Below are 25,201 nucleotides of genomic sequence, written 5' to 3' on the forward strand. Positions count from 1 at the left end.
CTGCAGCCGGAACACCCGGATAATTCCTGCGCCAAAAAAATCGATCCGATGTCGGATTGGCAAAATCCCGTTCGTCCTTAGAGTCGTCCATGGCAATTCAAAAAGGATCACGACCATGCCGAATACCATAACCCTGCATCGCGTTCTGGCGACCAGCCCGGAGAAGGTCTATCGGGCGTTCATCGAGGCTGACGCACTCGCCAAATGGCTTCCGCCCAATGGCTTTCTGTGCACTGTCCATCACTTCGAACCGACGGTCGGCGGAACGTTCAGAATGTCCTTCCGGAACTTCACGACGGGCAACAGCCATGCCTTCGGCGGCGAATATCTCGAACTCGTTCCCGGCGAGCGCCTGCGCTACATCGACAAATTCGACGATCCCAACTTGCCCGGCGAGATGGAAGTCACGGTGACGCTGAAGAAGGTTTCGGTCGGGACCGAGGTCAATATTACCCAGGCAGGTGTGCCGGACGTCATCCCGCCCGAGGCTTGTTATCTCGGTTGGCAGGAGTCGCTGCGGAACCTTGCAAAGGTCGTCGAGCCCGAGATCAACGAATAAGGTATCAGGATCGAATAATCGGCCGTGACCGGATCGCGTCAACGATTTTTCGCGATCCGGCCTCGGCTTTGTTATCGATTAAATCCGTCCTGCTTCCGGAAATGTGGCTCTTGGTTGCTGGAACCGGAAGCCACGGTCTTGGTTCGGTTCGAGCAGCAACCGAGAGACCTCACATGACCAAGCTCATAGCCACAGCCATCATCGTCACTCTTTTCACGGCCGGCAGCGCGACCGCTCAAACGACACCGAGCCCCGGCAATGCCGCAGGTGGCGCCACGGGAGCCATCGACGGACCGGGCAATACGGGAGACACTGGCGGACCGACCGCCGGCACGGGCGGACCTCTCGACCAGACTCAAACGGGCAGCACCAAGAGCGACACACGCCAGCCGCCGAACAAGTGCGACCCTGCACAGGCAGCCAAGGACAATTCCAGGCCAAATCAAAACAATGCATCCGCCGGCTGCGTGAAGTAAGTCGAGGCACCGCGGCCTTTTCGACCGCCTTCCAGCGTCACGTACCGACAATCTATGGCCGCCATCGGCATTGCGCATGCCGATGGGTACGCCGCTCTGCGATCGGGCCCGGCGAATATTGGTCTGGAACTATCTCAGCTCTGTCTTGTTGACTTTCGAAAGAGAAGAAAGTGATGCAGCAGCCACCGAAAGAACCCGTTCCCGCCTCACATCCTGCAGTGCCGTCCGCAGCCAATCCTGTCCCACCGATCTTCGAAGCGCCATCTGATCGCCTGCCGGAGACGGCGACAAATCCCCACCCGCACGAAAACGACGCCAGGGCGAAATATACGCCGCAGGATCTGGTAACAAACTATGGCTTGAGCGCCCAGGAAGCCCAGCGGCTCATCGACCGGTTCGGACCGTTCGCAGCCGAGCTTGATTTCATGCTGGCCGGGAAGGGGCGCCCCAGGAAGCATCGTCGACAGGACATGGAACGCTCGGCCGAAGACATCGCGTTTGGTTGAGGTGGAGCCCGCTTTGGTGGCCGCCGCAGCTAGGCCCCCAGTCGCAAGGCTCGGAAGTGGCTCTGATAGGGAGCCGAGGCCGTTGTCGAACTAAGTTCCGGCGGCATGGAACTACGGCGGCGGAGCCAAGTTATTAGCTAGCCCAGTCCAACCATTGCGTTTCCATAATGACATCAAAACCGAACAAGACACCTCGTTTAGGTTTCCCAAGTGGCCCTGCTGGTGGGTGGGGATCGGCAAAGTCGGTGGGTGAGGTGCTCATTCGGGAACATGTTCCTTTGTCCGGCCCCTCTCTTCTGGCGCATCAGAACAAGCCGGACGGCTACATGTGCGTCAGTTGCGCATGGGCCAAGCCGGCTAAGACGCATCCGCTGGAATTCTGCGAGAACGGGGCCAAGGCGACCGCCTGGGAAATCACCAGCCGGCGCGCGGACAGGGCCTTTTTCGACGCCCATACGCTGAGCGAGCTGGAGACCTGGCGTGATCACGATCTGGAAGAGCAGGGACGACTGACCCATCCGATGCGATGGGACCCGGCAAGCGACAAATATCTGCCGGTGACATGGGCAGCCGCGTTCGAGGAAATCGGCCGCGAATTGCAGGCCATCGCCCCCGAGAAAGTCGAGTTCTACACATCAGGTCGAGCTTCGCTCGAGACCTCCTACATCTACCAGCTTTTCGCGCGGATTTTCGGCAGCAACAACCTGCCCGATTCCTCCAACATGTGCCACGAGAGCTCGTCGGTTGCCCTTCCGGAAAGCATCGGAGCTTCGGTCGGCACGGCGATCCTGTCGGATTTCCAGAATTGCGACTGCATCTTCTATATGGCGCAGAATGTCGGAACCTCGTCGCCGCGAATGCTCCACGATCTTCAGGATGCCGCCGACCGCGGTGTCAAGATCGTGACCTTCAACCCGCTCCGGGAGCCGGGGCTGGAGCGCTTCGTCAATCCCCAGGCTCCGAGCCAGATGTTGACGGGCAAGGAGACACAGATCTCCTCGAACTATTACCAGGTCCGGCTGGGTGGAGATATCGCTGCCCTGTTTGGCATCTGCAAGGCGCTCATACAGGCGGACGATGCGCTTCACGAGGCCCATGTCAGCAAGGTCTCCGGGTCCGACGGCACGCCGGACGATCCGAACGATGCCGCGGCAGTGGCCTTCGCGGCGTCGATTGCCGCGGCCGACAAGAAACACATTCTCGATCATGATTTCATTTCACAGCATACGTCCGGGTTCGAGGAATTTGCGGCGGCGGCCCGAAATTATGCCTGGGAAGAGTTGGAGCGCGTTTCAGGGCTCACCCGCGAGCAGATGACGGCGGCGGCCCGCATCTACGCCCGCTCCGACGCCGTTTTGATGGTCTATGGCATGGGGCTGACCCAGCACATGATGGGCGTGCAGAACGTCCATATGGTCGTCAACTTCGCCCTCCTGCGCGGCAATATCGGAAAACCGGGCGCCAATATCTGCGCTGTGCGAGGCCACTCCAACGTGCAGGGCCAGCGTACCGTCGGCATCACCGAAAAGCCGGGGCTCGTGCCGCTGGACAAGCTCTCGGAACTCTACCATTTCGATCCTCCGCGATGGCAGGGCCATTCGACGGTGGAATCGTGCAAGTCGATCCTCGACGGAGAAACAAAGGCGTTTATCGGCCTCGGCGGTAATTTCCTCAGAGCCGCGCCGGAAACCGTTGCCATGGAAGCCGCGTGGCGCAAGCTCCGCCTGACAGTTCAGATCGCCACCAAGCTCAACCGTAGTCATGTCGTCCATGGGGAAGTCGCCTACCTGCTTCCCTGTCTCGGTCGCATCGAGATCGACGAGCAGGCAAGCGGCCCGCAGGCCGTTTCGATAGAAAGYTCCGTGGCGCATTTCCACGGCTCGCGCGGCAAGGCCAAACCCGCCAGTTCCGAGCTCCTGTCTGAACCTGCCATCATTGCCGGCATTGCCAAAGCGACGCTGACGCGAGGCAACGTGCCCTGGGACCGCTGGGTCGACGACTATTCGGAAGTCCGCAATGCGATCGAAAAAACTTATCCGGAGACGTTCAAGGATTTCAACAAGCGGCTTTTCCAGCCCGGCGGGATCCCGCGTCCTCTGCCGGCCAGGGAGCGGAAATGGGTCACCAGCAACGGAAAGGCGAACTTCATCACCCCGGATCGCCTGTTTCCTGAACTTCCCACCGAAGCGATAGGCGAGGACGTCCTTCATCTCGCCAGCCTGCGGTCGAACGATCAGTTCAACACCACCGTCTACGGCTACAGCGACCGGTTCCGCGGCGTCGACGGGACCCGGCAGGTCCTGTTCGTCAATCCGCGGGACATCGAACGGCTCGGTTTCGCAGACGGAGATATCGTCGACTTGATCACCGCGATCGACCCGGAAACACCGCGGGCGGTTCAGGGTTTCAGGATCGTTGCCTACGATATCCCCAAGGGCTGCTGCGGCGCCTATTATCCGGAAACCAACCCCTTGTTTCCGCTCAGCCATCATAGCCCCCAATCAAAAACGCCATCCTACAAGCTCCTGCCGGTGCGTCTCAGCCGGTCGAGCCATATGCCACTCAATTGAGAACGACGCGTGGGAGGTCAAGCGATGTCGCCGGCTGTCTCAGGCAAAGGCACGGCCCTGATTTTTGAGGTTTGCTGCGTTGCGGCCTTGCTTGCCGTCGCGGTTGCCATCGCACTGCTGAGGGTGCCGCGGCAATATCGCACCGATCCACCCGTATCCGCGGCATTGGATGGAGTCCGGCTGATGCCGAACGGCATCGGCGGCGCCCCGCCGGAAGTTTATTTCGCGCTCAATCAACCTTACGAAAACACGGCCTACGACATGAGCCAGGGCAGGCGCCTCTATTCCTGGTTCGGCTGTGCATCGTGTCACGGCGAGGGGGAAGGTGGGGCAGGGCCATCCTTTCTCGACGGATGGTGGCTCTACGGCCCGTCAATGGTGTCGATCGTTGCCTCCATCCGTGATGGGCGGCCGCACGGCATGCCTTCGTTCCGGGACAAGATGACGATCGATGAGATCTGGCAGCTGTCGGGTTATGTCAAAAGCATCGGCGCCTATTCCGCAAAGACGACCGCTCCAAGCCGAAATGATGACCGGCAGACCAGACCGGCGGAGAACCGTGCCCCAGCGGCGCTGCTCTTTAACGAGGGGCCGAGCCCGGTGCATCCCGAACAGGGGCCGTCGCCTTGAGAGCAGCGCTCATCCTCCTCCCGCTTTCGGTTTTTCTTTCGGGATGCGGCGGGAACCAGTCGGCTCTCGATGCGCAGGGCCATTCGGCCATCCTTCTCAGGGACCTGATTGTTCTCATCATCGGCGTTTGCCTGGTCGTCTGGATAGCGGTCATGATCGTGCTGGCCTGGTCGCTGACGCGCCGCCGTGACGGGCAGGCCGGAGAAGACCGAGGTTCCGAACAACGCCTGGGGGTCTGGGTGTCGGGGGCGGTTGCCGCAACGGTCCTGATCATCGGCGGACTGACGATTTTAAGTTTCCAGACGACGAGAAGTCTCGACCGGGCGGGAGACCCGGACCTGACAATCCGTGTCCGCGCCCAGCAGTGGTGGTGGCAGTTCATCTACGAAGACGCCGATGCGGGATCTTTCCAGACTGCCAACGAGATCCATATTCCCGTCGGCAAGGAGGTGCGGGTACGGCTGGAAAGCACCGATGTCATCCACTCCTTCTGGGTGCCGAGTCTTGCCGGCAAGCAGGACCTCGTCCCCGGTCGAGAAAATGTCCTTACCCTTCGGGCAGAGCGGCCAGGCGTCTACCGCGGCCAGTGCGCCGAATTCTGTGGGCTGCAGCACAGCCACATGGCGTTTTTCGTCATTGCCGAGGAAGAGGAAAGCTACAGGCAATGGGCGGCCACGCAGCGACAGCCCGGCGCACAGACTGGCGAGGCCGAGGCGAGCGCCGGAAAGGCTGTATTCATGGCAAGGCAATGTTCCGCGTGCCACACGATACGGGGAACCGGCGCAGCCGGCACGACCGGGCCTGACCTCACCCATGTCGGCAGCCGCCGCACCATCGCGGCGGAGCTCATGGACAACACCCGCGGTTCGCTTGCCGCCTGGATCGCCGATCCCCAGACCCTCAAGCCCGGAAACAACATGCCGCTTGTACCCTTGACGAGTGACGAGCTGCGCCAGCTTTCCGCCTATATGGAAAGCCTCAAATGACGGCTGGGCAGAGATCATCGATGGTGACGGACGCCGATCTGGACAAGGCTGAACTCGAGCGGCAACTTGCCGGGACGTGGACATCCAAGCCCGGCTTCTGGGGCGCCATTGCAACGGTCGATCACAAGGTCGTCGCCCGACGCTATATCGTCACCGCCTTTGTGTTTCTCATCCTCGGCGGCATTCTGGCACTGGCGATGCGCCTCCAACTGTCGCAGCCGGAAGCACGCTTCATCGACGCGGATCGCTACAACCAGATCTTCACCATGCATGGTTCGAACATGATGTTCCTGTTCGCCGTGCCGGTCATGGAAGCCATGGCTGTCTACCTCGTGCCCTTGATGGTCGGCACACGCAACATCGCTTTTCCGCGGCTGAACGCCTTTTCGTACTGGTTGTTTCTTGCCGGCGGGCTGCTGCTCTGGATCTCGTTTGCGCTCGATGCCGCGCCGGATATCGGCTGGTTCGCCTATGTGCCGCTTTCCGGGCCGGAATACGGAGCCGGAAAGCGTGCCGATATCTGGGCACAGATGATCACGTTCACCGAAGTGTCGGCGCTGGCGATCGCGGTCGAAATCGTCGTCACCGTTTTCAAGCAGCGCGCGCCGGGCATGTCGCTCGACCGGATACCTCTCTTGGTCTGGTCCATGCTGGTCATGGCGTTCCTCGTCATCATGGCGATGCCGGCAATCATGTTTGCGAGCTCGACGCTGATCATGGACCGCCTCGTCGGCACGCATTTCTACAATCCCGCCGAAGGCGGCGACGTGCTGCTCTGGCAGCACCTGTTCTGGTTCTTCGGCCACCCTGAAGTCTACATCATCTTCCTGCCGGCCGTCGGCATGGTTTCGATGATTCTTCCGACCTTCGTCCAGCGCCCGGTATTCGGTTATCTTCCCCTGGTGATGGCGCTGATCGCCACCGGCATCCTGGCCTTTGGATTATGGGTGCATCACATGTTCGTCGTCGGTCTGCCGCGGCTCGGCGAAAGCTTCTTCACGGCGTCGAGCATGACCATCGCCATCCCCGCAGGCATCCAGATCTTCTGCTGGCTGGCGACCCTCTGGTCCGGGCGGCCGATCTTCAAGACGCCGCTGCTGTTCGTGATCGGTTTCATCGTCACCTTCGTGATCGGAGGGCTGACGGGTGTCATGGTCGCATCGGTGCCGTTCGACGCCCAGGTCCACGACACCTATTTCGTCGTGGCGCATTTCCATTACGTGCTGATCGGCGGCGCGGTCTTTCCGCTGATCGCGGCCGTCTACTACTGGTTTCCCAAGATGACCGGCCGGATGATGAGCGAAAGGCTGGGGAAATGGGCATTCTGGCTGATCTTCATCGGCTTCCACATGACCTTTTTCCCGATGCATATTCTCGGCCTGCAGGGCATGCCGCGCCGCATCTATACCTATCAACCGGATCTGCCCTGGGCGGGCCTGAACCTGTTCGTCAGCCTGAGCGCGATCATCCTGTCGCTCGGCTTTCTCGTTTTCTTCATCGACGCCATCCGGAGCTGGTCGTCCGGCAGGCCTGCCGGCGACAATCCCTGGAATGCCCCGACGCTCGAATGGGCCACCAGTTCGCCGCCGCCGCCCTACAATTTCCGATCGATCCCCGTGGTCGACGATCGCAATCCGCTCTGGTCGCAGCCGGACGTTCTGCCGGTGACCTCCGGAATGAGGACCGACCGCCGCGAACTTCTGATCAGCGGCGTCGTTGAAGCACTTCCGGAGGCGCGTGAATCGTCTCCGCAGGACTCGGTCTGGCCGTTCTGGGCCGCGATCGCGACCTCGGTCATGCTGATCTGGTCGATATTCTCGCCCTGGGCGGTCGTCTGGGGTTCGATCCCGGTCGCAATCACGCTGATCGGGTGGTTCTGGCCGAAGGGTGAAGCGGAGGATGAATCGTGAAGGAACGCGTCGTCCTGGATGTGTCGAGACTGCCGCTGCATGGCATGGGCATAGCGAGCCCCACATGGTGGGGGACCTGCGCCTTCATGCTCATCGAGGGGTCGGGGTTCGGCCTGGCGATCGTGGTCTATTTCTATCTGATGTTTCTGGCGCCGCAGTGGCCGGTCGATGCGCCCGCGCCAGACCTCTGGGCGGGAACGGCGCTGACGGCGCTGCTTGTGGCGAGCGTCCTACCGAACGTAATGGTCTCGCGATGGGCACAGAAGCGAAACTTGAAACGGGTGCGGATCGGCCTCATCGTGATGTCGCTGTGCGGCATCGCGCCGCTTGTGTTTCGCGTCTTCGAGTTCCCCGCACTGCATGTGCGCTGGGACGACAATGCTTATGGCTCGATCGTCTGGACCCTTCTCGGCCTCCATACCATCCATATCCTGACCGATCTCATCGACACGCTGGTGCTGACCTGCCTGATGTTCTCGTGGCACGGCGACAACACGCGACGCTACGGCGATGTGGAGGATAATGCGCTTTACTGGAACTTCTTCGTCGTCACCTGGCTTCCCATCTATGCCTGTATCTACTGGGTTTCACGGCTATGAACGCTCGACCGGGAAACTGTGCCACTCATCGTATGCGAACGGCGCTCGCCGCAGCGCTGTTTGCGATCGGCACGCTTCCGGCAGCGGCACATGACGGTGAGCCGCATGCCTCGGCCTTTCCATGGACCTTCGATCCGTGGATCGTCACCCCGATCGCCATTGCGGGCGGTCTCTATGCCCTCGGATCGGTCAAATTCCGGCAAAGGGCAAACGGACGGGTTTTCATTATCAACTCCGGCATTCTCTATTGGGGTGGATGGCTATCCCTGGTCTCCGCGGTGGTCTCGCCCCTCCATTTTCTCGGGGAGCATCTTTTCACCTTCCACATGATCGAGCATGAACTCGTCATGGCGGTCGCCGCACCGCTGGTCGTCCTGGCACGTCCGGTCGGGATGTTCCTCTGGGGTTTGCCGCGGCCGCTCCGGCATCTGGTCCGGGATGTCATGAAGACGGGTCTGGTCTGGAGGACCTGGAACGCGTTGAGCGCCGGTACTCCGGCGACCCTCCTGCATGGCTTGGCCATATGGGCCTGGCATGCGCCCGTCCTGTTCGATGCGACGGTCACCGATATCCTGCTTCACAGGCTGCAGCACCTGAGTTTTTTCGTAACGGCGGTGATGTTCTGGTGGGCCATGATCTGGCGAAGCGACCGGGGCATGGCCGCCTGGCATCTGTTCCTGACGATGCTACATACGAGCATTCTCGGAGCCCTGATCGCTCTTTCTCCGCAGGTTGCCTACGTTTCTCAGACCAGGATGGTGCGGGAGTGGGGGCTCACGCCGTTGGAGGATCAACAACTGGCCGGCCTGGTGATGTGGGTGCCGGGCGGCATCATCTATGCCGGCGCCGCACTGGCGATGTTGGCGCTCTGGATCGCCGGCTCGAACAGGGGAGGCCTCGATGCAAGCCGTGTCCATTCCTGAATTCCGGCTCGTGCTGATTGGCGGTATGCTGATCGCATTGTTCTTTGGCGTCGGAACCTATCTTACCAAGGACCGCGAGGAGCGCCGAGCCGTGGCTGTTGCGATGACGGGCGGCGACCCGGCGCAGGCACCGGCGATCTTCCGCAAATACGGATGCGCAGGGTGCCATGCCATTGCCGGCATAGCCGGCGCCGACGGCAAGGTCGGGGGACCGCTGACCGGTCTGCGGCAGCGTGTTTATATCGGCGGCGTGATCAACAACACGCCTGACAACCTCGTCCAGTGGATTGTGTCCCCGCAACGGTTCTCGCCAAGGACAGCGATGCCGACGACCGGCATTTCCGAAGCCGAGGCGCGACATCTGGCTGCTTATCTTTACGAACAGTGACCATTAGGGATGCGGCGTTGGGCGAGGCGGGAGAGACTTGACGTAACGGGCCACGGCATCGCGGTCGCTTTGCGGCAACAAGGAAAAATTGGCAACGACATCCAACATCGACGATCCCACCCGGCCGTGTCCGGGCGTCTCGCCGGTCTGCAACATCACGGCGATCTCCGCTTCCGACCACTGGCCGATGCGGTTTGGCGTGATGTTCGGAACGAAACCGGTGCCCTCCGGGTCGATACCTCCGGCGAACCGCGTCTCGGGCTCGATCGCCCCGAGCGCATTGCGGGTGGAATGGCATTCGGCGCAATGGCCCAGGGTTTCCGTCAGATAGGCGCCGCGGTCGTGGACCGGATCGCCGTTCAGCCCCGCCTTGCTCCGACCTTCCTCGAAGAACAACAGCTTCCACAGACCCAGACCGCGCCGGAACCGGAAAAGGAGAGGCAGGTCGTGCGGCGGCGGGCGGCCCGAAACCGCAGGCAGGGTTTTGAGATAGGCATAGAGATCCTCGATATCCTCGAGACGCATGCCCGTATAGCTGGAATAAGGGAAGGCCGGATAATAGTGCTGGCCTGCCGGAGAGACGCCGGCGACAAGCGCGTTCGCCAAATCGCCAACCGACCATGAGCCTATTCCGTCGGTGGGGTCGGAGGAAATATTGGGAACCCTGAAGGTTCCGAAGGGGGAGGCGAGTGCCAGACCGCCGCCGAGTTTCAGCGGGTCCGGCTGGCCCGGCATCGCGTGGCAGGCGGCGCAGCTGCCTGCGGCGAATACCTGCCGCCCGCGCGTCGCATCCCCGCTCTTCAACGCCGGATCATGGGCGTTGAAACGGGGTACTGCGGCCGTCACCCACCAAAGTCCGAAAAATATGGAGATCCCCACTCCGGCGGCCGCTGCTATTAACGAGGCCCACCGTATATCGCCTGTCCCGCCGCGCATGTTCCATCGGATAACGGCGATAAGCCTGGGTCGGCCTATTTGGGCGGCGGGGGATGAGCTCATTCGGACCCCAGCCGCGAAGCGTCCTCCTGTTCCCTCACTTCCTTCAGAAGTTTTTCGCGAGGATTGTCGGAGAGTTTGCGGCGCGTCCTTTCGATCGTTTCGTCGTCCACCTCGACAGGCCGCCCGCTGTCGTCGGGCAAACCTTCGGCGGTCTGGCCGATCGGTGCGCCCTTGGGCCTGTCGTTCAGGCCGGTCGTCTGCTTTTCAGCGCTCATTTCAGCCTCCATTGAACATTCAAACACTCAAGAGGCTGTTTTGTGCCATGGCATTCTGCCTTTGCGGGATCGAAACGAGATTTTCCGCAGGTGTTGGAACAACGGGAGGAATGCGTTGTTCGCATTGATGCAAAAGAGAATTCCTTGATGCGAAAGGAGAATTTCATGAAGAAGATCGCACTTATGGCTGCCATGGCAATGGTAACGACATCGGCGTTCGCACAGTCCGCGGCAGAAAAATCAGGTGTCAACTCGATTGTGGGCGTTGCTCCGAAGACCCAGGATTTCGTAACGGAAGCTGCTACGAGCGACATGTTCGAGATCGAGTCCAGCAAGCTGGCCGCCGAACGGGCCGATGCGCCCACGAAGACGTTTGCGCAGCAGATGATTCAGGACCACCAGAAGACGACGACGGAATTGAAACAGCTCATCGACGGCGGCAAGGTGAAAGCCAAACTGCCAACCGCGATGACCAGCGCGCAAACGAAGTCGCTCAACAAGCTCAAGGGCCTCCAGGGTGCAAAGTTCACCAAGCAGTATCATTCGGATCAGGAAGACGCCCATGAAGATGCCGTCGACCTGTTCAAGCGATATGGCAAGGAAGGCGAGAATGCCGACCTGAAGGCATGGGCTGCAAAGACCACGCCTGCGCTCGAACATCATCTGCAGATGGCCAAGGACTTGAACAAGTAGCGGCTATTGCACGGCTTCAGACGACGGCTGCCGCTTATGCGGCGGTCGTGAAACCGTGGACGCAAATTCGACAGGAGGGTAAGAACCGGGAGCCGAGCGCTGCGGCTGCATCTGTGCTACCATCGGCGCAGTCTCGAAGCGGAAAGGTCGCATGCCCCTTCAGCGCATCAGTTTTTATGTGCTTCTGGTCCTTGTGACCATTGCGTTCGTCGCCGTCGTCCTGCCGTTCTACTCGGCGATATTATGGGCCGTCGTCCTCGCCATCATCTTCTTTCCTCTTCACCTGCGTATGGAAGCGCTGCTGGGCGGGCGGAAAAATGCCGCTGCAGCGCTCTCCGTGCTGATCTGCCTTTGCGTCGTCATCATTCCCGGACTGGTCGTCCTCAGCTCGCTCGTCCAACAGGGGAACCTCCTCTACCAACGTATCGACAACGGCGAGATCGATGTGCGAAGGTTTTTCCAGGAGCTCCAGGAGACGCTCCCCTTGTTCGTCCGCAGTTGGCTCGAACGGATCGAGTTGGATGGCTTCGGTGCATTGCAGGATCGTATCTCCCCGGCGCTGATGCAGGGCGGAGGTTTCTTTGCGGGACGCGCCTTGAGCTTTGGCCAGAACACCTTGCAGTTCTTCGTCACCTTCGGCGTGATGCTCTATCTGCTGTTCTTCGTGTTCCGGGACGGCCAGCTGCTTGCCCGCGCCGTCAGAAAAGCGCTCCCCCTCAGCGACGCGCATACCCTTCGCTTCGCCTCCAAATTCACCGCGGTCATTCATGCGACGGTGCGGGGCAATATCATCATTGCCATCATCCAGGGCTCGATCGGCGGCGTTGCGTTCTGGTTCCTCGGCGTGGAGCCGGCCCTGCTGTGGGGCGTTCTGATGAGTTTCCTGTCGCTGCTGCCGGCAGTCGGCGCCGCTTTGATCTGGATGCCCGCGGCCATCTACCTGGCGCTCGCCGGCTTTTGGCTGAGGGCCATCGTGCTGGTTGCTGTCGGCGCCCTGGTCATCGGCCTTGTGGACAATCTTTTGAGGCCGCCCCTGGTCGGCAGAGAGACCAAGCTTCCCGACTATGTGGTCTTGATTTCCACCGTCGGCGGCATTTCGCTTGTGGGCATCAACGGTTTCGTCATCGGACCGCTGGTTGCCGCCCTCTTCATTGCCGCATGGGGAATATTCGTCGAGGAAGAGGGCACATCGGATGCCTGATGAGGTCAACGACCCGCGCCGGGCAATTTAACGACAGCCTCCGGAACATCTGTCGTCCTGAGTGGTTTGGGGGATTCGAACCATCATCATGGAGAGGTGAAACCATGAGTGCTTCGGGTATCGCCGTTTTCGACAAGACGTTGCAAACCACCCATATATGGCTGGATGATCTGATGGCCGATCAAGGGCTTGACCGGCAGCTTGCCTGGCATGTGCTCGGGGCGGTTCTTCACACGCTCGGAAGGATCGACCAATGACCATGACCCTCACCAGCCCGGCCTTCGCCGATAGTGAACGCATGCCGGACAAATATACCCGCCTCGGCGAAAACCTGATGCCGCCTTTGAACTGGGGCGGTGCGCCCGAGGAGGCTAAAAGCTTCGCGCTGATCGTGGAGGACCCGGACGCACCGAACGGGATCTTCCGCCATTGCGGTGTCTTCAATATTCCCAAGGACTGGAACCAGCTGGGCCAGAGCGCGGATACGGCGCCGGGCGGTGGTCCGCGTTTCTCGGAGAACGACTTCGGCAATGCCCGTTACGACGGTCCACAGCCGCCGAAAGGCCACGGCCTGCACCATTACCGGTTCCGTCTCGCCGCACTCGACGTCCCAAACCTCAAGGTGCCGGATACCGCTGGGGTGGAGGCGATGTGGAACGAGGCGCGCCACCACATCCTCTCGGAGACCACGCTCACCGGAACATTCGACGTCCACTAAAACGCAAGAGGAAAGATCATGAAAGTGTCGGAGATCATGTCGCGCGACGTGGAAATCGCCAGTCCCCACCAGACCGTCGCCGAAATCGCCAGGTGCATGGCCGACAGGCAGATCGGCTTTTTGCCCGTCGGCGACAACGACAAGCTCGTCGGAACGGTCACGGACCGGGATCTGGTCATCCGCGGGCTTGCCGACGGGCTTGGAGGCGATGCCAAGATCCGGGAGGTGATGACGCGGGACGTAAAGTACTGTTTCGAAGACGATGATGTCGACGACGTGGCGCGCAACATGGGCAAGATTCAGGTCCGCCGTCTTCCCGTCGTCAACCGCGACAAACGCCTGACGGGGGTCATCTCGCTCGGTGATGCCGCCCTGGCGGACACCGCCGCCGCGGGAGCTGGATTGAAGAAGGTCTCCCGTCCGGGCGGCGCTCACGCGCACTGACAAGGAACGCAGAATCGGCGTAGCGCATCGGGACTAAACCGGCAGCCGCAGGTCCTCCGCGCTCGCCTTTGCCGGCTCTCAAAAGCGTGTTTTGTCGTCACCTGCCGATATAGGCCGCCAGTTCGTCCGGCGTCCCATTTGGAAAGACCTGTTTTAGAAAGTCCAAGAAAGCCGATACTCGTGCGCTGAGCAGGCGCCGAGACGGGTAGAGAGTCCATAGAGCGATCTCGGGACCGTCGATATCCCCCCAATGTACCAGTGTGCCGTCAGCCAGGTCGTGGCTCACCAACGAAATGGGAAGACGTGCTGCACCGACGCCGGCTCGCACCGCGTCCCGGATCGTGATGAGCGTAGACAAAGTGAGTACCGGCTCGATTCTAATCGTCGAGCGGCCACCGGGTGTCTTCACCTGCCATGTTTGCGGTTCGCTTGGGCCGCGCGCAACGACGGGAGCAGGGTGGTCTCCGTTCGGGCGGGGCAGAGCCGGGCTCGCCACCACAACCAGCCGGTCGCGGAGAAATGCTCGTCCGACCAGGCTTTCATCCGGATCTGGATTGACCCGGATGACCAGATCGTAGCCTTCCTCGATCATGTCCACAGGCCGGTCCTCACTCGTCACCTCAAGCCTCACCTCCGGATACTTAAGGGCAAACCCAGCAGCAATCCTGCCCATTGCGGTCTGCGAAAAATGTAAAGGTGCGCTGATCCGCAATCTCCCTTTGGGTCTCTGAGCGCCCGAGGCAATCGCCGAAGCCGTCTCGTCCAGTTCTGCGAGCAACACCCCCGTCCGCTCGAAAAGCGCCCGTCCTTCTTCGGTGAGCTTCAGGTTACGCGCACCCCGTTCAAACAGCCGCAGATCGAGACCGCTTTCCAGCTCGGCGACACGCCGCGAGAGGGTCGCCTTCGGCCGGCCGGTGGCCCTTGCCGCTTTGCCGAAGCCGCCATGGCGGGCAACGAGATTAAAATCGGCAAGCGCGACGAGATCCATTGCTGTTCCACCTGTGAGACGGTGTGTCCAAATTACCTGTCTATCGGGTCATCAATGAACCACACATATTCGGGGTGTCAAGCAATACCAACCCGGAGATAAATCCCATGACCATTCTTGTTACCGGCGCTACAGGCAATATCGGCCGCCAAGTCGTCGACCACCTCGTCGAGCGCGGCGCCGATGTACGTGCTCTTGTCCGCGACCCATCGAAAGCGGTTTTCCCGACGGGCGTCAGCGTCGTGCAGGGCGACTTCCTCGACATCGACTCATTGCGTAACGCCATGTCCGGCGTGTCTACCCTGTTCCTCCTCAACGCAGTGGTACCGGATGAATTCACCCAGGCTTTGATCGCGCTCAACGTCGCCCGATCGGCGGGCGTCGAACGCATCGTCTATCTGTCGGTGATCCACGCCGACGTTTATGTGAACGTCCCGCATTTTGCGGGCAAGTTCGGTGTCGAGCGAATGATCGAGCAGATGGGTTTCAAGGCGACGATCTTGCGACCGGCCTATTTCATGCAGAACGATCTGATGGTCAAAGACGTCATCACCGGCTACGGCGCCTACACAATGCCGGTCGGTGCCAAGGGTCTCGCCATGATCGACACCCGTGACATCGCTGAAATTGCCGCTCTTGAACTGCTGCGCCGCGAACAGACTGCCGAGCCGCTGGCGCTCGATCGGATCAACCTCGTCGGTCCCGAGACGCTCACCGGAACGGATATCGCCGCCATCTGGTCAGACGTGCTCGCCCGCCCGATCGGCTACGGCGGCGACGATACCGAGGGCTTTGAGCAGAACCTCAAGCAGTTCGTGCCCGCCTGGATGGCCTACGACATGCGCCTGATGGGCGAGCGTTTCCTGACCGACGGCATGCTGCCAGAGGCCGGCGACGTCGAGCGCCTGACGGCACTCCTTGGCCGCCCGCTCCGCCGATATCGCGACTTCGCCTCGGAAATGGGCTGAGAGCCTCGCGCTCTCCCCATTCTGGGAAGATTTCGGAAATCGCAAAAGCCCCCATTTTGCGACGTCGTAAAATAGGTCGTATAACCGTCGTTCCGGTCGGGGCTTTTGCGTAGTCATCTTCAGCGGATCATTGCCGGCAACTCGGGTGGCGTCTGTCAAAAGTCTCCGTCTTGCGATAAGTCACGCCATTCCGCATAACTCGCAGGTGTGCCATGTAGCTGACGCTGCCATCTTCGCGCGCGCGGGGTGGTCGCGCCCATGACCGCATCCTCGTTTGGCAGATGGCGATAACAGTTGGTACAATGTTGTGGCCGCATCTACCTAGCGGACGAACCGGCGTCACACCCCATGAACTCCGTGCCAAGATGAGCGGTGTTCTGTGGGCCCGGCACTTCCCGGGATTGCTCAAGGCCGGTGACTGCGTCGCGGTCATTGCGATACTTTCGATACCACCTCCTGCTTCCGGGGCTTTCCATAGCCCATGCAAATCTGCTTTCCGATCGATGGCATCTTCTGTGCTGGCCCTGATCGCCGGGGCATTGCCATCGGCGGGCGCTGGTGCGGGCCATCCGGCGTGACGGAATTCCCGAACGCACCTCAACAAGGCTCGATATTCAAGCAGGCATGAACATGCCCCGACGAGGCTTCGCGCAGTTCGGGGCGTATCCGGCCGCAATGTTCGGTCGCCATCGGACAACGCGGATGGAAGTGGCAGCCGGAGGGCGGGCTGAGAGGAGAGGGGATTTCTCCCTGGATCGGCATGAACCGGCGTCGCTGGAGCGAGATCTTCGGCATGCCCTCAAGCAGCATGCGCGTGTAAGGATGCATGGGGGATGCGAAAAGCTGTTCCGTCTCGGTAAGTTCCACGACGCGGCCGAGATACATCACTGCCACCCGGTCGCACAGGTGCCGGATGACGCCGAGATCGTGGCTTATGAAGATCATCGCAAGGCCGCTATGTTGCTTGATATCCATCAAAAGGTTGATGATTTGCGCCTGTACAGAAACATCGAGCGCGGCCACGGCTTCGTCGCAGATGAGCATGTCGGGCTTGACTGCCAGCGCTCTGGCGATGCCGATGCGCTGGCGCTGGCCGCCGGAAAACTGGTGAGGATAGCGACCCATGCTGTCGGCAGGCAGGCCGACCTGGGAGAGGATGTCGGCGACATAGTCCTTGATCTGTGGACGCCGCACCAGCCCGTGCAACACCGCAGCCTCGCCGATTATATCGCCGACGCGCAGGCGCGGGTTGAGGGAGGAGAGCGGATCCTGGAAGACCATCTGGACCTTCAGCGCGTCGCGGTTGCGTGCAAGGAAGCTTTCGTAGGGCTCATCGCGGAAACGCCGCTCGCCCGAAGAGGCCGGCAGGATGCCGGCGATCATCCGCGCCAGCGTCGATTTCCCGCATCCGGACTCGCCGACGATGCCAAGCGTTTCCCCCTCGCGCAGAGAGAGCGAAACATTGTCGACGGCGCGCAGCACTTTTGGCGGGCGGTCACGCAAAAAATGGTCCGCAAAATCGCGAAGCGGGCTGCTTCCGACGCTGAAGCTGCGTGACAGGTCCTTTGCCTCGAAGATCGTCTCGTTCACGCGTCAGTCCTCGAATGGATGGTAGCACCAGATGTGGTGCGTGGCGGATAGCTGGATGGCTGGCACCGGCTCGCTGCAGATATCCGTTGCCCGGTCGCAGCGGCCGGCGAAAGGACAGCCCTTTCCAAGCGCAAGCAGCGACGGCATGTTACCGGGAATCTGCTTCAGCTTCCGTCCCGGCACATTGCGCGAGGGGACGGAATCGAGGAGCTTGCGGGTATAAGGATGGCGTGCGGCGCCAATGATTTCCTCGGTCGTGCCGATTTCCATCGTCGCTCCTGCATACATGACCATGATCCGGTCGGCGAGTTCGGAGAGCGTCGAGAGGTCGTGCGTGATCCAGATCATGCCGAGCCCGTGCTCGTCGATCAGGCGTCGGATATGATAGATGATCTGGGCCTGGATCGTGACGTCGAGGGCCGTCGTCGGTTCGTCGGCGATGATCATGTCCGGTCCGAGCAGCAGCGCGATGGCAATGACGACGCGCTGGCGCATGCCGCCTGACATTTCATGCGGATAGGCATTCAGCCGCTCGTCCGGCGAAGGGATGCCCACGGCCTTCAGCGCCTCGATGCAGCGGTCGTGCATGTCCTTGCGGGAAATGTTCTCGTGCTCGCCGATCGCCTCGTACATCTGATCGCGCACGCGCATCAGCGGGTTCAGCGTCATCAGCGGGTTCTGGAACACCATGGCGATCCGCTTGCCGCGATAGTGGCGCATCTCCTCGAAGCCGAGCGTCGTCAACTCTTCTCCATCGAGAGCTATCGAGCCGGAGACGATGCGGCCGGGTTCGTCGATCTGGCCCATGATCGACATGCCCGTCACCGATTTGCCCGAGCCGGATTCGCCGACGATGCCCAGCACCTCGCCGCGGGAAAGTTCGAAGGAAATGTCTCGCACGGATTTGATCACGCCCTGGCGCGTGAAAAACCAGGTGTTGAGGTTATCGACGCGGAAGAAGGGGTCCATCATGGGCGGTTCCTTTAGCGGTCGAGCCGCGGATTGTTAAGATCACGCAGCCGGTCGCCGAGCAGGTTCATGGCGACGATCATCACCAGCAGCACGATGCCGGGATAGATGCTAATCCAGTATTTGTGCGAGAAGATGAATTCGTAGCCGCTGGCGATCAGCATGCCGAGTGACGGCCTTGTCAGCGGCAGGCCGACTCCGAGGAAGCTCAGCGACGATTCGAGCGAGATCGCCGAGGCGATGTTGAGCGTGAAGAGCACGATGATCTGCGGCATGCAGTTGGGCAGTACATGCCGCAGCATGATGCGCGCGGGCGAAAGCCTCAGGCACCGTGCCGCCTCGACATATTCCTTGCCGAGCTCGCTCATCGCAAAGGAGCGGGCCGTACGGGCATAATAGGACCATTGCACGATGACGATAGCGAGCACGACCTTACTGACGCCGTTGCCAAGAATGGCGAGGATTGCAAGCCCGACGAGCAAGGCCGGAAGACCGAGCATGAAATCGACGGCGCGCATGATGATCGCGTCCGTGATGCCGCCGCGCCAGGCCGAAAGGAGCCCGAGCCCGGTGCCGATCACCATCGCGGCGCCGGCCGCCACGAGCCCGACGAAGACGCTGATCCTGACGCCGTAGAGAATTGCCGAGAACATGTCGCGCCCAAAGCTGTCGGTGCCCAGGTGAAAGACAAAATCCGTTTCCTGATCCATGGACCTGGCGATGGCGAGAAAGGTGAATGTCGCTGGCAGCGGGCCGTTGGACGCGATTCTAACCTTGCCGCCCTCCGGATTGTCTACGGTCCACCAAGACTGGACGGGATGCTTCCTGGCACCCTCGACGGTTGCGCCGGCCGGAAGGTTGCGGATCTGCAAGTTTGCGAGCCTGGTTCCCTCCGGCTGAACGCCGACGCCGAGACAGTTCAGCCCGCAGGGCTCGGCCACGAGCGTCACGTGGGTCTTGGCTGGTGTGGCCGGCTGGACAGACGTCGCGCTGCCGTCGATGCGGATATTGGCCCTGACTTCTTCTCCCGGCAGCATGCGCGTGGAACCAGTCGGCTTCAACGCATCGGAGAGCTGAAGCTGCGTCAGGTCGTATGGGTCCGTCGGCGACAGCAGCGGTGCGAAGATGGCACAGGCGACGAAGGCCAGGCTGACCGCAAGACTGACGACGGCGGCGCGGCTTTCGGCAAAGTGCTGCGCGTAATCCTTGAATCCGGCCGTGCTCATGCTGTGCGTCGTCCCATCACGGATTTGATGCGGGGATCGATCGCCATGTGAAGGATATCGACGATGAAATTGATGCCGATGAACAGCAGCGCGGTATAGGTGAGCTGCGCCACGATCAGCGGCCGATCCAAGACCTTGATCGAGTTGATCAGGAGCTTGCCCAATCCTGGCCAGGAGAAGACCGTCTCGGTGATCACCCCATAGGCAAGCAGGTTGCCGAGTTCGATGCCGGTGACGGTGATAAGCGGAACCAGCGCGTTGCGCAGGATATGGCCGACGACGACCTTGCGGCTGCGCACGCCCTTGGCATAGGCGAACTTGACGAAGTCGAGGCGCACGATTTCCATCGTCGCCGCGCGCGTCACGCGCATCAGCAGCGACATCTTCAACAATGCCAGGCTGAAGGCAGGCATGACGATGTGCGACCAGCCATCAAGCGTCCAGAGGCTGGAGGTGATGCCGAGATGGGTCGCCACCTGGCCCCGGTCGCCGACCGGCAGGATCGGCAGGGCGATACCGAAGGCGACGATCAGCAGCATGCCCTGCCAGAAGGTCGGTATGCTGACGCCGATCAGCGAGAAGGCCATCAGGCCCCGGCCGAGCGGCGAACCCGGCCTGAGGCCCGAATAGAGGCCTGCGGGCACGGAGACGGCGATGGCGATAAAAAAGGCCACGATGCCGAGCTCCAGGCTGGCGGGCAAACGCTGCAGCAGAATGCTGACGACCGGCTCCTTGTAGACGAAGGAATATCCCCAATCCCCCTGTGCGGCATTGCCGAGGAAGGTCAAGTACTGTTGCCAGAGCGGCTTGTCGAGGCCGAGCGCGGTGATGGCCGCCAGCCGGTCGGCCTCCGATGCTTCAGACGAGATCAGGATGTCTGCCGGGTTGCCGATCAGCCAGACGCCGACGAACAGGACGATCGACAGCACGAGCACCACGACCACGCTTTGCAACAGGCGCTGCAGCACGAAGGAGAACATCAGCGGTCGGCCTTTAGGTAGGCATTGATATTGCGTTGCTCGGCGGTCGGCATAGACCCCGCCACAATATCCTGGACCAGCGAACCGAAATGCAACGCATATTCGGCGCATATGCCGCTGGTGCTGCTGGTTTCAAGCCGCTTTTCGATCTCGACCCTGATTGCCGCGCCGCCCGGCAGCAGCGCCAACTCCTCCAGGAAGGGGGCCTTGCCGCCGGCCGCGGCCATGGCAGCGTCGTGGACCAGTTCATGGCCCCTGTGTTTGCCGAGCGTCTGGCCGAGCCGCATCATGGCGAACTCCCCGAAGATCGCTCCATGCGACAGGTCCAAATTGGCCCGCATCCGCTCCGTATCCACATGCAGGTCGCGCACCAGTAGTTCGGTCCGCACGAGGATTTCGGAAATGGCGGCGATGACCTCGGCCAGCCCGTCCTCGAACATCTGGTTGGCGCTGCCGTCCGATTCGAACGGGCGGTATGCGGCCGCCATCAGCATTCCGGCGCAGGAATAGAGCTTGTTGCTGTTGGCGATGATGCCGTAGCAGAGGATCGGGTTGATCTTCTGCGGCATGGTAGAGGAGCCGATGGTGCCCTCGATGCGACCTTCGTGCAGCTCTCCGTATTCCTCGGAGGAACTCTGGTAGATCTCCTCGGCGATCTTGTGGCAGATGGAGGCTATCAGGCTCAGCGCATTGACATATTCGCACATGTGGGTGCGGATCGCCCGGGAGGGAATGGCCATCTCGCCCATGCCGAGAAGAGCCGCCACGCGCGACTGGAAGGCCGGCCCCTGCCTGCCGAGGGCCGAGAAGCAGCCGACCGCGCCGCCGCTCATCACCACGAAGGCTCGCTTCTCGGCCTCCTTGAGCCGGTCCGCGGCCTGGAGGAATTCCTCGATCCACACAGCCACCTTGAAACCGAAGGTGATCGGCACCGCGTGGCGATAATGCGTGCGTCCGGCCATAACGGTGTTGGCATGGGTGCGGGCATGGTGGCCGAGATGTTGAAGGATGTTGGCGAGAAAGCCGTCCAGCACCGCCTGGGCGCGCTTGGCGAGCAACAGCAGTCCCGTCTGGATGATGTTTTGAGTGGTGATGCCCCAGTGGACATAACCGCCGTGCTCGGAGCCGCAGAGCCGGACGAGTTCATTGATGAGCGGCATCAGCGGATGGCGGGTTGTCCGATAGGAGGCATCCAGGCGTTCCATGTCCAGGAGCTCGTAACGACAATGTCCGGCGATCGCCTCCGCTGAAGCGACCGGGATCATGCCGAGCTCTCCCTGGGCCAGGGCCACGGCCTTTTCGACGTCCAGGAAGGCCTGGTACATGGCCGGCGCTGCGAATGCCTCCCTCAGTCCCTGGTAGTCGTATTGTGACGTGAGGGCGTCGTTGAATTCTGTACCCATCTGGCTTTGCACTTTCATAAAAACAGGGCAGGGCCGGCGTGAAATGCCGGCTCCACCGGCCGTGCGTCATTCGGGACGTGCGGTGTAGAAGATATTGGTCAGGTTGGCGTTGGCGTCGTAGTGAACGCCGTTGCGCACCCCCCAGACGCCGAACTCGTGGTAGAGCGGCACGTAGCCGTCGTCCTTGTAGACCTGGGCCACGGCGGAGCGGATCAGCTCTTCCCGCTTGGCGTCGTCGAGCGTCGATTGCGCGTCTTCGAGCGCCTTGTCGGTGACCTTGCTGGAATAGCGTCCGCGGTTTGCACCGCCCCAGCCGCGATCGGGATTGCGGGTGCCGGCGAGGTTGATCATCTGGCTCAGGCCCTCGCCGGTATCGGCTGCGGCACCGGCGAGATAGAGGCTGAACTCGTAGGCGCTGGCCTTGGTGAAGTAGATGCTAAACGGGAAAGTCTCCAGCGTCACGTTGAGCCCGATCTGCGAGAGCATGGCGGTCACCGCCTGAGCGACCTGGGCGCCGTTAACATAGCGGTCGCTCGGCGCGTTCAGCGTCAGGGAAAAACCGTTCGGATACCCCGCCTCGGCCAGCAGGCGCTTGGCCTCCTGCGGATCGAAGGGAGAGGGCTGCAGGTCGGGATTGTGACCGAAGACGCCGTCAACGATGATCTGACTTGCCGGCCCCGCCATGCCCCCCATCACGGTCTCGGCGATCTGCTCGCGGTTGATGGCGAGATTGAGCGCCTTGCGGACACGCGCGTCAAGGAAGGGGTTCTTCCCGTTGGTACCGGAAACCTTCGGTGTCTTTTCCTGGCCCTGATCGGGCAGCAGAAAGATCAGCAACGTCGAGGGCATGGACGACAGGTGGTGCTTGCCCGACGACTGGATGCTGTCGATGGCATTGATCGGTACGGCATTGATGACATCCACCGAGCCCCCAAGCAGGGCGGCGATGCGGGCGCTGTTGTCCGGCAGGGATTTGATCAGCACGGAATCGTAGGCGGCCGGGGTGCCGTAATACTGGGCGTTGCGCTCCAGCTCGATCTCCACGTCGGGCGTGAATTTCCTGACGCGGTAGTGGCCGATGCCGGGGGAAACCTTGCCGTTGTTGAAGCCGGCCGTTTCCAGCCAGTTGTCGTTGCCGCAGGTCTTGTCGTCATAGGTCAGCGTGCGGCCGGTCGGGTTCTCGACGATGCCGATATTGCTCAAGCTGCGCAGCAGGTTCGGGTCGGGCTTCTTGGTGTCGATCTCGATCTTTCCGTCGCCGGCATCCTTGATGCCGCTGATGGTGGAAATGAAGCTGCTGAACAGGCCGGGGCTGTTTGGCACATTGCGCACCCGGCACATCGAGTAGATCACGTCGTCAGCGCCGAGCGGGCTGCCGTCGTCGAACTTCGCCTTCGATTCGAGGGTGATGACCCATTTGGTATCGCCCTGGATCTCCCATGATTTCGCAAGGCGCGGCTCGACGCCGCCGTTGACGCCGTTGGCGTAAACGAGCGCGTCCGAGATGTTTTCGCGGAGATCGAAATTGTAGCCGGCACGGTGGAAATGCGGATCAACCGACGTGGCGAGCGCGGCAAGACCCATGCGCAATTGTTCGGCCGAAGCCGCGACAGGGGCAAGTGACGTCGCAGCCGCGATCGCCAAGCCGAAAGATGCCAGTGATAAGTTCTTCATGGTCCTCCCTCCCATTCATTCCGCGGGGACCGTATCGTCGGATCGCCGGCGGAAAAATCGAAATTTTTTGAATTCGATTGAGTTTTTCTCAATTGAACGCTAGAGAAGCGGAGGGAGGAAAACGTCATGCAAAGAAGGCGCAGGGACCTGCCGCCGATGACCTCGCTACCTGTTTTCGAATCGGCGGGGCGGCACATGAGCATCGCCAAGGCGGCGGACGAGCTCTGCCTGACGCCCGGCGCGGTCAGCCGGCAGATCCAGAATCTGGAAGCATTTTTGGGCTGCGACCTCTTCGAACGAACGCACCGAAGAATAGCCTTGACGCCCGCCGGAGAAGTCTATTGGGCGAGAATCCACGCGTCTCTTGGCGATATCCGCGCCGTGACAAGCGATCTCTCCGTCAGCGTCGATCGCCGGCCGCTGGTAATCGGAAGTCCGCGCGTCTTTCTGCAGAAATGCATCATGCCGGTGCTCGGAACGCTTTACGCGCGCCGTCCCGACATCGTCGTGAAATTCGTCACCGGCGGGCATGATGTGGAAAGGCTGGACGGCATGATCCATGTGGGCGAGACGGTCGGGAAAAAAGGATTCGTATGCGAGATATTGGGCGACGCGGATCTCACTCCGGTCTGCAGCCCGGCCTATTTGCGCCGCGCACCCCCTCTCAAGACGCCCGACGATCTGGAACATCATACCTTGTTGCGATCGGCGGAATTCACCCGCAATTGGGAGCGCTGGCTCGGACCGCGTGCGCCAAGAATATTCTCAAATACCCGCTTCATCGATCTCGAAAGCTCTGGCCTCGAACTGACGGCCGCCGTCGAAGGACTCGGCATTGCCATTGTCCGCCAGAAGCTGGTCAAGCAGGAGCTAGCGGACGGTCAGCTCGTTACTCTGTTTGAGAACGAAATGGTGCATGAGCACTATTTATTCATGTTCGCCGATCCGAAGCTTCGGTCCGAGAGTTTCCGGTTCTTTCGCACCTGGCTGAGAGATGCGGTGATGGAATAGGGCGGCCGATGATCCGGTCCGCCTCAACTGGCATCAGCGCCCCAGTCTCCGCATACACGATGTCTAGCCGGAAACGGTACGCTAGCGGCGACGGACTTTCATGCCGATTGGCTCAGTGAACACGAGTCCGCCGGTGTCTGCCACAAGCAACGTCAAGTCCGTGAAGTTCGTGCCCGCGGACGGCGATACCGAAAACGGGCCGGACTACCGCGTGTTCGCGGCAACAGTCGAGTTCGGAGCGGCCTGGAAGAAGTAGTCCGACAAGGGCAATTCCTACCTCTCCGTCAAGCTCGACGATCCGAGCTTCGCCACCCCGATCTACGCGAGCCTGGTCGAGACGGAAGGCGAGGAACTGGCCCTCATCTGGTCACGGCGCCGCGCCAACAACGGATAGAGGCCAAGTCGGAGCCCCGCGCCTTCGGGCGCCGTCAGACTGCTGACAAACCCCTGGCGTGGTCCGGGGGTTTGTGATTCATTGGGACATGTTGAAGAAACCTGCCCCTTGCCAGACGGCTCTTGAGATGGTGACGCTCGAGGGTCTGGTGCCGAAGGATCACCTGCTTCGCAAGATTGAT

25 protein-coding genes and 3 pseudogenes are annotated in these 25,201 nt (G+C 61.2%); 19 read left to right on the forward strand and 9 right to left on the reverse strand.

What is annotated here, in order from left to right; translation table 11 throughout:
* Nucleotides 1-115: 115 nt before the first annotated feature.
* From AC1DLT_RS14775 to AC1DLT_RS14820, 10 genes are all read left to right on the forward strand, one after another.
* Entirely contained in the window at nt 116-559 is a 444-nt protein-coding gene (locus AC1DLT_RS14775; RefSeq protein WP_477487215.1) for an SRPBCC family protein, read from the forward strand.
* A gap of 173 nt (nt 560-732) precedes the next feature.
* Nucleotides 733-1,035, forward strand: coding sequence for a hypothetical protein (locus AC1DLT_RS14780; RefSeq protein ID WP_247034537.1), 303 nt, complete (start codon nt 733-735; stop codon nt 1,033-1,035).
* 173 nt (nt 1,036-1,208) lie between these two features.
* Nucleotides 1,209-1,541, forward strand: a complete 333-nt coding sequence (locus AC1DLT_RS14785) for a hypothetical protein (protein ID WP_477487216.1) — start codon at nt 1,209-1,211, stop codon at nt 1,539-1,541.
* Nucleotides 1,542-1,708: 167 nt separating this feature from the next.
* Nucleotides 1,709-4,111, forward strand: coding sequence for an FdhF/YdeP family oxidoreductase (locus tag AC1DLT_RS14790; protein ID WP_477487217.1), 2,403 nt, complete (start codon nt 1,709-1,711; stop codon nt 4,109-4,111).
* A 24-nt stretch (nt 4,112-4,135) separates the two neighbouring features.
* Complete coding sequence (locus tag AC1DLT_RS14795) at nt 4,136-4,741, forward strand: c-type cytochrome (RefSeq protein WP_477487218.1); 606 nt, start codon at nt 4,136-4,138, stop codon at nt 4,739-4,741.
* Nucleotides 4,738-5,727, forward strand: coding sequence for a cytochrome c oxidase subunit II (gene coxB / locus AC1DLT_RS14800; RefSeq protein WP_477487219.1), 990 nt, complete (start codon nt 4,738-4,740; stop codon nt 5,725-5,727). The genes AC1DLT_RS14795 and coxB overlap by 4 nt, the downstream gene beginning before the upstream one ends.
* The gene (gene ctaD, locus AC1DLT_RS14805; protein ID WP_477487220.1) at nt 5,724-7,637 is read left to right on the forward strand and encodes a cytochrome c oxidase subunit I; all 1,914 of its coding nucleotides are present in this window, start codon (nt 5,724-5,726) and stop codon (nt 7,635-7,637) included. Before coxB ends, ctaD begins: the two co-directional genes overlap by 4 nt.
* Nucleotides 7,634-8,236 (forward strand): cytochrome c oxidase subunit 3, encoded by a 603-nt coding sequence (locus tag AC1DLT_RS14810; RefSeq protein WP_477487221.1) that lies wholly within the window; start codon nt 7,634-7,636, stop codon nt 8,234-8,236. Before ctaD ends, AC1DLT_RS14810 begins: the two co-directional genes overlap by 4 nt.
* A gap of 32 nt (nt 8,237-8,268) precedes the next feature.
* Entirely contained in the window at nt 8,269-9,159 is an 891-nt protein-coding gene (locus AC1DLT_RS14815) for a cytochrome c oxidase assembly protein (RefSeq protein WP_477487249.1), read from the forward strand.
* 25 nt (nt 9,160-9,184) lie between these two features.
* Nucleotides 9,185-9,547, forward strand: coding sequence for a c-type cytochrome (locus AC1DLT_RS14820; RefSeq protein WP_051900110.1), 363 nt, complete (start codon nt 9,185-9,187; stop codon nt 9,545-9,547).
* A 3-nt stretch (nt 9,548-9,550) separates the two neighbouring features.
* Here the strand turns inward: AC1DLT_RS14820 and AC1DLT_RS14825 are convergent, their stop codons facing one another.
* Together AC1DLT_RS14825 and AC1DLT_RS14830 are read right to left on the reverse strand one after the other, a co-directional pair.
* Nucleotides 9,551-10,483, reverse strand: coding sequence for a cytochrome c (locus AC1DLT_RS14825; RefSeq protein ID WP_477487222.1), 933 nt, complete (start codon nt 10,481-10,483; stop codon nt 9,551-9,553).
* A 59-nt stretch (nt 10,484-10,542) separates the two neighbouring features.
* The gene (locus tag AC1DLT_RS14830) at nt 10,543-10,761 is read right to left on the reverse strand and encodes a hypothetical protein (RefSeq protein ID WP_477487223.1); all 219 of its coding nucleotides are present in this window, start codon (nt 10,759-10,761) and stop codon (nt 10,543-10,545) included.
* A 165-nt stretch (nt 10,762-10,926) separates the two neighbouring features.
* Here AC1DLT_RS14830 and AC1DLT_RS14835 point away from each other — a divergent pair, with 165 nt between their 5' ends.
* The 5 genes and pseudogenes from AC1DLT_RS14835 to AC1DLT_RS14855 all read left to right on the forward strand — a co-directional run bounded on the left by AC1DLT_RS14835 (nt 10,927) and on the right by AC1DLT_RS14855 (nt 13,817).
* The gene (locus tag AC1DLT_RS14835; RefSeq protein WP_477487224.1) at nt 10,927-11,454 is read left to right on the forward strand and encodes a DUF4142 domain-containing protein; all 528 of its coding nucleotides are present in this window, start codon (nt 10,927-10,929) and stop codon (nt 11,452-11,454) included.
* A gap of 151 nt (nt 11,455-11,605) precedes the next feature.
* Nucleotides 11,606-12,655 carry an AI-2E family transporter gene (locus tag AC1DLT_RS14840; RefSeq protein WP_038543193.1) on the forward strand — a complete coding sequence of 350 codons (1,050 nt, stop codon included), beginning with the start codon at nt 11,606-11,608 and terminating at the stop codon, nt 12,653-12,655.
* A 104-nt stretch (nt 12,656-12,759) separates the two neighbouring features.
* Nucleotides 12,760-12,894, forward strand: a pseudogene (locus AC1DLT_RS14845) (DUF2267 domain-containing protein); the annotation flags it as partial.
* 14 nt (nt 12,895-12,908) lie between these two features.
* Nucleotides 12,909-13,373 (forward strand): YbhB/YbcL family Raf kinase inhibitor-like protein, encoded by a 465-nt coding sequence (locus tag AC1DLT_RS14850; protein ID WP_477487225.1) that lies wholly within the window; start codon nt 12,909-12,911, stop codon nt 13,371-13,373.
* Between the two features lie 18 nt (nt 13,374-13,391).
* Nucleotides 13,392-13,817, forward strand: a complete 426-nt coding sequence (locus AC1DLT_RS14855) for a CBS domain-containing protein (protein WP_293404432.1) — start codon at nt 13,392-13,394, stop codon at nt 13,815-13,817.
* 97 nt (nt 13,818-13,914) lie between these two features.
* On the opposite strand, the gene AC1DLT_RS14860 is transcribed toward AC1DLT_RS14855, so the two are convergent.
* Entirely contained in the window at nt 13,915-14,805 is an 891-nt protein-coding gene (locus AC1DLT_RS14860) for a LysR family transcriptional regulator (protein ID WP_477487226.1), read from the reverse strand.
* 107 nt (nt 14,806-14,912) lie between these two features.
* Here AC1DLT_RS14860 and AC1DLT_RS14865 point away from each other — a divergent pair, with 107 nt between their 5' ends.
* Nucleotides 14,913-15,773, forward strand: coding sequence for an SDR family oxidoreductase (locus tag AC1DLT_RS14865; protein ID WP_477487227.1), 861 nt, complete (start codon nt 14,913-14,915; stop codon nt 15,771-15,773).
* 320 nt (nt 15,774-16,093) lie between these two features.
* Nucleotides 16,094-16,216 (forward strand): annotated as a pseudogene (locus AC1DLT_RS14870) (N-alpha-acetyl diaminobutyric acid deacetylase DoeB); the annotation flags it as partial.
* 154 nt (nt 16,217-16,370) lie between these two features.
* Here the strand turns inward: AC1DLT_RS14870 and AC1DLT_RS14875 are convergent.
* The 6 genes from AC1DLT_RS14875 to AC1DLT_RS14900 all read right to left on the reverse strand — a co-directional run bounded on the left by AC1DLT_RS14875 (nt 16,371) and on the right by AC1DLT_RS14900 (nt 23,615).
* Entirely contained in the window at nt 16,371-17,363 is a 993-nt protein-coding gene (locus AC1DLT_RS14875; protein WP_477483594.1) for an ABC transporter ATP-binding protein, read from the reverse strand.
* A 3-nt stretch (nt 17,364-17,366) separates the two neighbouring features.
* Entirely contained in the window at nt 17,367-18,335 is a 969-nt protein-coding gene (locus AC1DLT_RS14880; RefSeq protein ID WP_477487228.1) for an ABC transporter ATP-binding protein, read from the reverse strand.
* An 11-nt stretch (nt 18,336-18,346) separates the two neighbouring features.
* A complete protein-coding gene (locus AC1DLT_RS14885) occupies nt 18,347-19,558 on the reverse strand; it encodes an ABC transporter permease (protein ID WP_247034510.1) in 1,212 nt (403 codons plus the stop codon).
* The gene (locus tag AC1DLT_RS14890; protein WP_477487229.1) at nt 19,555-20,538 is read right to left on the reverse strand and encodes an ABC transporter permease; all 984 of its coding nucleotides are present in this window, start codon (nt 20,536-20,538) and stop codon (nt 19,555-19,557) included. The genes AC1DLT_RS14885 and AC1DLT_RS14890 overlap by 4 nt, the downstream gene beginning before the upstream one ends.
* Nucleotides 20,538-21,941 (reverse strand): class-II fumarase/aspartase family protein, encoded by a 1,404-nt coding sequence (locus AC1DLT_RS14895; protein ID WP_247034506.1) that lies wholly within the window; start codon nt 21,939-21,941, stop codon nt 20,538-20,540. The genes AC1DLT_RS14890 and AC1DLT_RS14895 overlap by 1 nt, the downstream gene beginning before the upstream one ends.
* Before the next feature lie 66 nt (nt 21,942-22,007).
* Entirely contained in the window at nt 22,008-23,615 is a 1,608-nt protein-coding gene (locus AC1DLT_RS14900) for an ABC transporter substrate-binding protein (RefSeq protein ID WP_477487230.1), read from the reverse strand.
* A gap of 126 nt (nt 23,616-23,741) precedes the next feature.
* Between AC1DLT_RS14900 and AC1DLT_RS14905 the strand changes: the two genes are divergently transcribed.
* Both AC1DLT_RS14905 and AC1DLT_RS14910 read left to right on the forward strand, forming a co-directional pair.
* Nucleotides 23,742-24,626: a LysR substrate-binding domain-containing protein gene (locus AC1DLT_RS14905; RefSeq protein ID WP_477487231.1), complete on the forward strand. Its 885-nt coding sequence runs from the start codon at nt 23,742-23,744 to the stop codon at nt 24,624-24,626.
* A 100-nt stretch (nt 24,627-24,726) separates the two neighbouring features.
* Nucleotides 24,727-25,020: pseudogene (locus AC1DLT_RS14910) on the forward strand (DUF736 domain-containing protein).
* The last annotated feature ends 181 nt before the right edge of the window (nt 25,021-25,201 follow it).

The sequence above is a fragment of the Neorhizobium sp. 05N33 genome (assembly GCF_056397445.1).

Excerpts from the sequence above, each read along its gene's own strand:
- AC1DLT_RS14775 (WP_477487215.1), top strand. The coding sequence starts at position 116 with ATGCCGAATACCATAACCCTGCATCGCGTTCTGGCGACCAGCCCGGAG.
- AC1DLT_RS14780 (WP_247034537.1), top strand. The coding sequence starts at position 733 with ATGACCAAGCTCATAGCCACAGCCATCATCGTCACTCTTTTCACGGCC.
- AC1DLT_RS14785 (WP_477487216.1), top strand. The coding sequence starts at position 1,209 with ATGCAGCAGCCACCGAAAGAACCCGTTCCCGCCTCACATCCTGCAGTG.
- AC1DLT_RS14795 (WP_477487218.1), top strand. The coding sequence starts at position 4,136 with ATGTCGCCGGCTGTCTCAGGCAAAGGCACGGCCCTGATTTTTGAGGTT.
- ctaD (WP_477487220.1), top strand. The coding sequence starts at position 5,724 with ATGACGGCTGGGCAGAGATCATCGATGGTGACGGACGCCGATCTGGAC.
- AC1DLT_RS14815 (WP_477487249.1), top strand. The coding sequence starts at position 8,269 with ATGCGAACGGCGCTCGCCGCAGCGCTGTTTGCGATCGGCACGCTTCCG.
- AC1DLT_RS14820 (WP_051900110.1), top strand. The coding sequence starts at position 9,185 with ATGCTGATCGCATTGTTCTTTGGCGTCGGAACCTATCTTACCAAGGAC.
- AC1DLT_RS14825 (WP_477487222.1), bottom strand. The coding sequence starts at position 10,483 with ATGCGCGGCGGGACAGGCGATATACGGTGGGCCTCGTTAATAGCAGCG.
- AC1DLT_RS14830 (WP_477487223.1), bottom strand. The coding sequence starts at position 10,761 with ATGAGCGCTGAAAAGCAGACGACCGGCCTGAACGACAGGCCCAAGGGC.
- AC1DLT_RS14835 (WP_477487224.1), top strand. The coding sequence starts at position 10,927 with ATGAAGAAGATCGCACTTATGGCTGCCATGGCAATGGTAACGACATCG.
- AC1DLT_RS14840 (WP_038543193.1), top strand. The coding sequence starts at position 11,606 with ATGCCCCTTCAGCGCATCAGTTTTTATGTGCTTCTGGTCCTTGTGACC.
- AC1DLT_RS14850 (WP_477487225.1), top strand. The coding sequence starts at position 12,909 with ATGACCATGACCCTCACCAGCCCGGCCTTCGCCGATAGTGAACGCATG.
- AC1DLT_RS14855 (WP_293404432.1), top strand. The coding sequence starts at position 13,392 with ATGAAAGTGTCGGAGATCATGTCGCGCGACGTGGAAATCGCCAGTCCC.
- AC1DLT_RS14860 (WP_477487226.1), bottom strand. The coding sequence starts at position 14,805 with ATGGATCTCGTCGCGCTTGCCGATTTTAATCTCGTTGCCCGCCATGGC.
- AC1DLT_RS14865 (WP_477487227.1), top strand. The coding sequence starts at position 14,913 with ATGACCATTCTTGTTACCGGCGCTACAGGCAATATCGGCCGCCAAGTC.
- AC1DLT_RS14880 (WP_477487228.1), bottom strand. The coding sequence starts at position 18,335 with ATGATGGACCCCTTCTTCCGCGTCGATAACCTCAACACCTGGTTTTTC.
- AC1DLT_RS14885 (WP_247034510.1), bottom strand. The coding sequence starts at position 19,558 with ATGAGCACGGCCGGATTCAAGGATTACGCGCAGCACTTTGCCGAAAGC.
- AC1DLT_RS14890 (WP_477487229.1), bottom strand. The coding sequence starts at position 20,538 with ATGTTCTCCTTCGTGCTGCAGCGCCTGTTGCAAAGCGTGGTCGTGGTG.
- AC1DLT_RS14895 (WP_247034506.1), bottom strand. The coding sequence starts at position 21,941 with ATGGGTACAGAATTCAACGACGCCCTCACGTCACAATACGACTACCAG.
- AC1DLT_RS14900 (WP_477487230.1), bottom strand. The coding sequence starts at position 23,615 with ATGAAGAACTTATCACTGGCATCTTTCGGCTTGGCGATCGCGGCTGCG.
- AC1DLT_RS14905 (WP_477487231.1), top strand. The coding sequence starts at position 23,742 with ATGCAAAGAAGGCGCAGGGACCTGCCGCCGATGACCTCGCTACCTGTT.